This window comes from Candidatus Magnetominusculus xianensis (assembly GCA_001541255.1).
Taxonomy (GTDB): domain Bacteria; phylum Nitrospirota; class Thermodesulfovibrionia; order Thermodesulfovibrionales; family Magnetobacteriaceae; genus Magnetominusculus; species Magnetominusculus xianensis.
In genome coordinates this window covers 1-7,047 of the sequence record LNQR01000009.1, presented here as the reverse complement: position 1 = coordinate 7,047, position 7,047 = coordinate 1, and the positions used below count along the sequence as shown (strand labels likewise).

At 44.4% G+C, this 7,047-nt stretch carries 8 protein-coding genes; 4 read left to right on the top strand and 4 right to left on the bottom strand.

Annotation, left to right across the window (positions count from 1 at the left end; all coding sequences use genetic code 11):
* Positions 1-166: 166 nt before the first annotated feature.
* From ASN18_RS17010 to pyk, 3 genes are all read right to left on the bottom strand, one after another.
* The gene (locus ASN18_RS17010) at positions 167-343 is read right to left on the bottom strand and encodes a hypothetical protein (RefSeq protein ID WP_157072772.1); all 177 of its coding nucleotides are present in this window, start codon (positions 341-343) and stop codon (positions 167-169) included.
* A 40-nt stretch (positions 344-383) separates the two neighbouring features.
* Positions 384-599, bottom strand: coding sequence for a hypothetical protein (locus ASN18_RS01495; protein WP_085050837.1), 216 nt, complete (start codon positions 597-599; stop codon positions 384-386).
* Positions 600-836: 237 nt separating this feature from the next.
* Positions 837-2,264: a pyruvate kinase gene (pyk, locus tag ASN18_RS01490; RefSeq protein WP_085050836.1), complete on the bottom strand. Its 1,428-nt coding sequence runs from the start codon at positions 2,262-2,264 to the stop codon at positions 837-839.
* 132 nt (positions 2,265-2,396) lie between these two features.
* On the opposite strand from pyk, the gene ASN18_RS01485 reads away from it, so the two are divergent.
* The 4 genes from ASN18_RS01485 (at position 2,397) to ASN18_RS01470 (ending at position 5,527) form a co-directional block, all read left to right on the top strand.
* On the top strand, positions 2,397-4,223 hold the full coding sequence (locus tag ASN18_RS01485) for an alginate O-acetyltransferase AlgX-related protein (protein WP_085050835.1): 1,827 nt from the start codon (positions 2,397-2,399) through the stop codon (positions 4,221-4,223).
* A 99-nt stretch (positions 4,224-4,322) separates the two neighbouring features.
* Positions 4,323-4,637, top strand: coding sequence for a YtxH domain-containing protein (locus ASN18_RS01480; protein ID WP_085050834.1), 315 nt, complete (start codon positions 4,323-4,325; stop codon positions 4,635-4,637).
* Positions 4,638-4,710: 73 nt separating this feature from the next.
* On the top strand, positions 4,711-5,109 hold the full coding sequence (locus ASN18_RS01475) for a hypothetical protein (protein ID WP_085050833.1): 399 nt from the start codon (positions 4,711-4,713) through the stop codon (positions 5,107-5,109).
* Positions 5,093-5,527, top strand: coding sequence for a YtxH domain-containing protein (locus tag ASN18_RS01470; RefSeq protein ID WP_085050832.1), 435 nt, complete (start codon positions 5,093-5,095; stop codon positions 5,525-5,527). Before ASN18_RS01475 ends, ASN18_RS01470 begins: the two co-directional genes overlap by 17 nt.
* 108 nt (positions 5,528-5,635) lie before the next feature.
* Here ASN18_RS01470 and ASN18_RS01465 read toward each other — a convergent pair whose 3' ends face one another.
* Positions 5,636-6,838 (bottom strand): cofactor-independent phosphoglycerate mutase, encoded by a 1,203-nt coding sequence (locus tag ASN18_RS01465; RefSeq protein ID WP_085050831.1) that lies wholly within the window; start codon positions 6,836-6,838, stop codon positions 5,636-5,638.
* Between the last annotated feature and the right edge of the window lie 209 nt (positions 6,839-7,047).

Below are 7,047 nucleotides of genomic sequence, written 5' to 3'. Positions count from 1 at the left end.
AAACGGATTACTAACCCCTTTGGAGGGTCCCAGACTGGTACATTTTTCAATGACCAGAAATGGTACATATTTGGATGGCCATTGACAGTTGTACAGTCTCTTTTTAAAATCAAAAAAGGCAAGGGTACAAAACCCTTGCCTTTCTATCTGTAACCGTGAGAGAGTGTTACTTCTTCTCTTCTTTCTTCTCTTCTTTCTTAGCGTCTTTCGCATCTTTCTTAGCGTCTTTCATATCTTTCTTAGCGTCAGGGGCAGGGGCTGCTGGCTTGTCTTCTGCGAATACTGCGCTGGTCATTGATAATGCAAACAGGGCTGCTACGAGTAAGGTCATCAGTTTCTTCATTTTGGTCTCCTTTTAGTTAGTTAGTTTTATATTTTACGGCTTAGTGAGCTGCCGGTGCTGCGTCATCTGCCTTTGCGGCCTTTTTGCTCTTTTTGCCTTTTTTGGCTTTCTTGCTCTTCTTCGCTACCGTTACGTCATCAGTCTTAGGGGCTTCCATCGCAGGGGCTCCAGCCGCTGGTGCATCTGATGCAAACGATACTGCGCTAAAGGACACAAGCATTGCTAAACTGAACAACATCGCAAATATTTTCTTCACTTTTCACACCTCCTTTTAACTTTAGTTATATGTTTTACGCTTGCTTCGCTTTCTTTCTTTTATCCTTTTCGTTCTCTTGACACTATGTATATTGCAAACATCGTGCCAATTATTTGTTGGTGAGTTTGCTGGCATTCAAAGTTGTACGCACTGCAATTCTGTTCCTATATAGTAATTCTCATCCTTATATGAGGAAGTATGGGTTGATGATTGTAGACTTATGGCATCTGCGCTGATTTATTTCTTTAATATCCCTTCAACCGTCTTAATCTCTATAATACTATTCTTGCCTACCTGTCCGAATACGCTGCCATGGATTAACAAGATCGTATCTCCTTGTATGGCAAATTCCCTTTCCTGGACGAATTCGTTTGCTTTCCTTTCGAGTTCTTCCTTTGATTTGATAGTTGTATCCAGTACAGGGATTACGCCCCAGTACAGGTGCATTCTTCTCACCGCTTCGATGCTTGGCGTGAAAATTATAATTGGTGCAAATGGTCTGCTCTTGGAAAGATATACAGAAGTTCCACCTGAGGGCGAATAGGCGCATATTGCCTTGACTGCTAAATCCCTGGAAAACTGCAATACTGCCCGTGATATGGCATTATGCACTTCAGTAGATGTGTTGATATGTACCCAGTTCCACTTAGGAGGGTGTTGTTTTAAATACTTTTCAGTTGTCCTAGCAATATGTTTCATGGTTTTTACCGTTACTATTGGATATTTGCCTACTGCTGTTTCACCGGAGAGCATCACTGCATCTGTCCCGTCTATAACCGCATTTGCTACATCTGTTACCTCGGCACGGGTTGGGAACGGGCTTTCTATCATGGATTCGAGCATTTGTGTTGCCGTTATGACATATCTGTCAGCTGCATTTGCCTTGTGTATGATTTGTTTTTGCAGCAATGGTACCTCGGCAAGGTCCATTTCCACTCCAAGGTCTCCCCTGGCAACCATCACCCCGTCAGCTTCATGGATTATCTCGTCTATATGGGCTATGGCCTCGGGTTTTTCTATTTTTGCGATAATCCGTATATCCTTAGCGCCCACTATGTTACGCAGTTGTCTTATGTCATTTGCATCCCTGACAAAGGAAAGTGCAACGAAATCTACCTTTTCCCTGAGGCCAAATTCCAGGTCATCCCTGTCCTTGTCTGTAAGCGCAGGAGAGGATATTTTACTGCCTGGGAGGTTCATGCCCTTAGAACTTTTTAGAAGTCCGCCTCTTATAACTGTACATAAAACCAGGGCCTTATCCACACTGTCCACTCTTAATTCCATAGAGCCGTCATCAAGGAGTATTTTCTCACCAGGATGTACATCCCTTGTCAATAACTCATATATACATGAAAAGCGCTCTTCAGTGCCTATGACATTCTCGGTAACAATAGATACTTTTGCACCTTCCGCAAGCAGTACCCCGCCAGGCTGCATTTTCCCTGTACGGATTTTCGGACCGCAGAGGTCCTGCAACAGGGCAACCTCTATGCCGATTTTCCTGGATACCCTTCTGATTAAATCTATCCTTTCCTTGTGTTCAGCATGAGCGCCATGAGAGAAGTTCAATCTGAAAACATCCACACCTGCCTTTATCAATTCCTCTACACTTTTATCATTTGACGTCTCAGGGCCTAAGGTGGCAACAATTTTTGTATAAGTCATAGTATTTTCCCGGGGTATTTTATTGTACGCTTAAAATAAGCTATAAATATTAACATTAACACTTTATATAAGTATACCTGCTATAATACTCAATTAATTCGTCGGCTTACTATGAAGGAGATTTAAGCCTCAATGATTCTAAGTAACGAGTCGTGGTCAGAGTTAAAAGACTCGCTTGTCAGATTTTTTTTTAACGAACTGCTTCTGAAGATACTTATCACGCTGCTTACGGTTAGCGCAGTCTATCTGTTTTGTGAGAAACTTAACAGTTACCTGTTAATCAAGGTCATAGTCCACATGAGGTCATCATACGACAACAACCCTCGTCTCTATTTCCATAACAAAAGGGGAGAAATAGACATAGAGAACTCCGTAATGTCGCATATTAACCAGTCGGAGGGTTTTAGAGACCTGAAATTCAAAATCCCAAAGGAAATAAAAGACCCAATGGTGATGAGCTTCTTTGTAGGTGAAAAGGCCGGGGTCATAGAGGTAAAAAGCATCGAGATGAAGACTGTATTCAAGAGTTATAAGTGGCTTGCCAAAGACATAATGCAGGACTTTGTGGCTAATGAAAACATCGCCGGGTATGAATTAGTAGACGACACCGTGCGAATCACATCTAAAAACAACACGCCGTTTATCAGTAACTGGACTATTGGCAGCAAGTATGATACCCTTGTACGCTCTATCGATAAACACTACCTGTCATACGTGTTTGCAGTCGTGGCAGCGGTGCTTGTCTTTTTTATCATATGGAGAAGACCTCTGCCAAGCGTTGACCCGAGAGGGAAATCTATTTTTAATATATCTACGGCGTCGGTCTTTGTCTTTTTTATCAGCCTGCCGTTTCTTAGTACGATTTTTCTTATAACTTACAAGGTGACTATCACTGAACAGAGAAGTCTTGCCACAAAACCACGTCTGAACTTTGATACCATTGCCTCATTCCCCGGGGACTACACAAAATACTATGAAGACAACTTCGGTTTTCGTGATATATTTATCAGATGGAACAACATGTATAAGGTGAAACTGCTGAATTCTTCACCAATTCCAGACCAGGTAGTGTTCGGCCACGACGATTGGCTTTTCCTGTCTGCACAGCGCGTGCTTGATGACTACAAAGGCATTAAACCGTTTACACCTGTTGAGCTGGCCAATATTAAACATACCCTGCTTGAGCGTCAGAGATGGCTTGCACAAAGGGGAATGAAATACTACGTGATAATAGCCCCTAACAAGGAGACTATTTATCCTGAGTACCTGCCAGATTTCATAAAAAAAGTCGGCCCAAAGACCCGGACAGACCAGCTCATAGAATATATGGGAGATAATGCGCCCGTTACAATCATTGACCTAAGAGACGCCCTCCTCAAGGCAAAGCAAAAAGGTCTGCTGTTTCACAAGACAGACACCCACTGGAATTACTACGGCGCGTTTTGGGCTTACCGGCAAATAATGAAGGCAATGGACTTCCCGGGGGCTGAACCTATGGACATCTCAGATTTTACTTTACACAAGAAAGACTTAAAAGGCGGCGACCTCTACAAGCTCCTCTCCCTGTCTGACATGTTTAGTGATGAGGATGTAATATTTCATCCTGTAAAACCCTTGAGAAGCGTCCTCGGCAAACCAGGCAACTACGCAAACCCATGCTGGGACCCAAACACCCCAATAGTTGTCAAAGAAATAGATGACCCGCGGCTGCCCAAAATCGTAATCTTCAGGGATTCCTTTTTTATTGACCTGTTAAATTTCTCTGCCGAGCATTTCCAGCGCAGCGTCTTCCTGTGGACGATGACTTTCGATAAAGATATAATAGAGAAAGAACACCCTGATATCGTCGTCACACAGCTCATAGAAAGAGATATTGAAAGGTTAAGTGATGTGAAAATCAAGGAATATCTTGACGTTGGCAAACCAAAACAAGACGGTAAGAATAATAAGTCCAAATAAATTTTCCACAGAGGAATTATTATTACCGGCTTCCTTGACAGTCTGATTACCCAAGTGCTATAATGCCTTACAAGGCAGTATATTGAAGGAGGGATATCTATGGCGGATCTAACAGTATTGGAAGGCCAGAGTAGAGATGTAAAGCGCTATATCCTTATAGGTTCGTTCTTAGGCGGGCTGGTTGGCGCTACAGCGGCATTGCTTTTGTACCCGCAGTCCTCTGACAACAGGCTAAAGACATTAACAGACATACAACACGACCTTTTCAGACCGGTAAAGGCTAAGTTCCGTGAAATGGTTGAACACATTGGCGACACACTGATAAAGGCAATAGACGATGCAGCACTAACCGCGGCATCCAACAAGCTCTACGGCGATGACGAAGACCCTGAATCGCCGGATATACCGGTATAGTTATAACGCAAGGCAGTTCAATGCTGAGTTATACAGTTTAGACAGCTATTAAAGCAGGATAGGCGGACAACACATGGATATAAAACTCTTTGCACTCTGGGCAGTAGTGGTGCTGTGCAGCGTGCCGATATTGATTCAAATAGCAAGGATGATTGGTTCGATTATTGACCTGATTAAGACAACGAGCTGTTCAATCAGGGATTTTTCGGGCGAGGTGGTACAGACAGTTAAAATCGCAAACAGTATATTGTCAACGGTTGATGATATGGTGGTTGGGATAAAAGAACTCATCTCATCTTTAAAAGAACTCGGCACGGGTGCTAAAAAACTCGGTGAGACGCTAAAAGAATCCTCCCACTATGTAACTAAATTACTTGGTCAGTTATCTGGCCTTATAGCAGTGATAAAATCAACCATAGGCATATTCATTAAAGGTGCAACAAAAAAAGGAGACCATGATGAGAGAGAATGACAAAAAGGGAGTATCAGGTGCACTTCTTGCCGCGGCAACGTTGGTTGGAAGCGTAGCGGGAGCGGCCTTGGGCCTCGTACTAGCGCCACAGTCAGGGGACAAGACCCGCGCAAAGATTCGCGAATCCTATGACAATGTCGTCGAAAACGTAAATGCGATTGTAAAGAAGGTTGACGACACATTGCCGGGCTTTGTATCAAAAGTCAGAACAGAACTTCAGGATGTCCCTGACACAGTAAAATCTGAACTGCTGACCCTGACAAAAGACACTGAGGAAAAAATAAACAAGGCGGTTGAAAAGAGCAGTTCCTACCTTGCAGACGTAAAAAATACTATCTCCTCGACACTTGACGAAGGCAAGAAAACCCTTGCCTCGACTATCGAAGAAGGGAAAAAGATAATATCAAAAAATACGTAAGAGGCAACACATTAAGAACGATCGGGCGTGCATTCGCCCGATTATTTTTTCTCGGGGTATCGATATATCTGGGGCATTAACGACTAAAACTGGCCTCGGGCAGGCGGGTTATCGCTGCCCGGTTATAAAGTAGCTCATCAGCGTGTGACCGTCATCAATGTAAACAGTGTCATCTAACGATGCTATACCTTCGTCATACGAGACCGTAGTATCAGTTTTCACATTTCGGCTGTCGTATATAACAAATGGTACGGACGCGTTTGTATGGGTTTTAAGGGCAATTGGGGTTGGATGGTCAGGCATTAGCAGTATTTTATAATCACCGGTGTCTCTTAGCAGCCTCATAACCTCACCTACGACGAGGGAATCGAAGTCCTCTATGGCGCGTATTTTATCGTCAAGTTTGCCGGAGTGCCCTGCCTCATCAGGGGCCTCTACGTGGATATATACAAAGTCCCTGTCCTTTAGAGAATCAACCCCGTAGCGGGCCTTGCCTGTGTAGTTGGTATCAAGATAGCCTGTAGCGCCGGGTACATCTATAACCTTAAGCCCTGCGCAAATGCCAAGCCCCTTTGTCAGGTCAACAGCGCTGATTAGTGAGCCTTCTATTCCGTATTTTGCCTTAAAAGATGGCAGTGCAGGGCGTTTCCCCTGTCCCCAGAGCCATATGCTGTTTGCCGGTGGTTTGCCGCGGCTTACCCTTTCAATATTTACGGGATGGTCTCTCAGGATTTCCTGCGACCGCTGCATAAGGCTTAACAATACATCAGCGCCATGCCCGTGCGGTAGATATTGCGTGAAGGCCCTGCCCGTTATATCATGGGGTGGTGTGCAGGACATATCAATAGGGCCGTCTTTATATACCATCAAATGCCGGTAGCTAATGCCCGGGTAAAATTTTATTTTATCGCTGGATAATTCCCTGTTTAAGTCCGTTATCAATACCCTGGCCTCTTCTGAGGCTATGTGCCCGGAGCTATAGTCGGCCATACGTGTCTCTGTGAAATCAAGGCAAACGAGATTACACCTGAACGCGGCGTCACCTTCGCCAAGTGGTATCCCCATGCTTGCCGCCTCAAGTGGCGCCCTGCCGGAGTAGTAATCCTTCGGGTTGTAACCCAGAATGCTGAGGTTTGCAACATCAGAGCCGGGAGGAAACCCCTCCGGCACAGTCCTGACCATTCCAAGTGTCCCTCCAGAGGCAAGGATGTCCATATTGGCAGTGACCGCTTTTTGTAACGGCGTCAATCCCCCAATGGCCTCAAGCGGCATGTCGGCCATCCCGTCGCCTATCAGCACGATGTATTTCATAGCCTCCCTATTTTCACATAATTTCAGATGTTTTAGCAATGGTCATATCCAGCAAACAGCAATTCTCGGTGAAGGCAAGAAAGACACTGTTTATACGTATAGTGTATTAATAAGTGAAGACGATGTGGAGTCAAGGAGACCGTAAGTGCAGAGTTTTCCCTTTGATAGTGTCAATTTTACATGATGATAGCTAGCAATTCTGCTTGAGC

Excerpts from the sequence above, each read along its gene's own strand:
- ASN18_RS17010 (WP_157072772.1), bottom strand. The coding sequence starts at position 343 with ATGAAGAAACTGATGACCTTACTCGTAGCAGCCCTGTTTGCATTATCA.
- pyk (WP_085050836.1), bottom strand. The coding sequence starts at position 2,264 with ATGACTTATACAAAAATTGTTGCCACCTTAGGCCCTGAGACGTCAAAT.
- ASN18_RS01485 (WP_085050835.1), top strand. The coding sequence starts at position 2,397 with ATGATTCTAAGTAACGAGTCGTGGTCAGAGTTAAAAGACTCGCTTGTC.
- ASN18_RS01480 (WP_085050834.1), top strand. The coding sequence starts at position 4,323 with ATGGCGGATCTAACAGTATTGGAAGGCCAGAGTAGAGATGTAAAGCGC.
- ASN18_RS01475 (WP_085050833.1), top strand. The coding sequence starts at position 4,711 with ATGGATATAAAACTCTTTGCACTCTGGGCAGTAGTGGTGCTGTGCAGC.
- ASN18_RS01470 (WP_085050832.1), top strand. The coding sequence starts at position 5,093 with ATGATGAGAGAGAATGACAAAAAGGGAGTATCAGGTGCACTTCTTGCC.
- ASN18_RS01465 (WP_085050831.1), bottom strand. The coding sequence starts at position 6,838 with ATGAAATACATCGTGCTGATAGGCGACGGGATGGCCGACATGCCGCTT.